A 501-nucleotide genomic window follows, 5' to 3' on the forward strand; every position below is an offset into this window, starting at 1 on the left:
AACGGTTCATGCGTGTGTAGACCGTATGCCAGTTGCCAAAGCGCTTGGGTAGGCCGCGCCATTTGCAGCCATGCTCGGCAACGTAAAGGATGGCGTTGACCACTTGCAGGTTGGTCATGCTGACATTGCCGCGCTGCGCCGGCAGGCAGTGTTCGATCAGAGAAAATTGTGCTGGCGTGATCTCCATGCCCAATAGTTTAATCGCTCGGGCCATTAGTGTTAACAGGCCCTAGTCGATGAGGCGCAAGATTTTCCGCCTGAGTTCATGCAACTTGCTCTAAGGAAGGTCTGAATAACGAGGCCTGAGAGTGCGGGATGTCGCGTCGTTCCGAAGAGTGGCGTTTGAATCTTTGGAATTTCGCCATTTCTGGCGCTTTCCGTGGGAATTTCCTGGTTTACAGGCGCACGCTCCCCATAGCCGGCAGCAACTGCTTTCGCTTCATCCACAGATTGGAGAGCGCAAACAAGGTCAGCACGTGTGCGGTGTTTTTGGCCAGGCCG

At 54.7% G+C, this 501-nt stretch carries 1 protein-coding gene and 1 pseudogene; both read right to left on the reverse strand.

Translation table 11 applies throughout. The features are described 5' to 3' along the window. Nucleotides 1–187: transposase (locus tag F7R02_RS25835; protein WP_151210039.1), on the reverse strand; the 187-nt coding region annotated here is incomplete at its 3' end. Between the two features lie 208 nt (nt 188–395). Next, nucleotides 396–501, reverse strand: a pseudogene (locus tag F7R02_RS25845) (IS5/IS1182 family transposase); the annotation flags it as partial.

Source organism: Xanthomonas cissicola (genome assembly GCF_008801575.1).
In the GTDB taxonomy this organism is placed as follows: domain Bacteria; phylum Pseudomonadota; class Gammaproteobacteria; order Xanthomonadales; family Xanthomonadaceae; genus Xanthomonas; species Xanthomonas cissicola.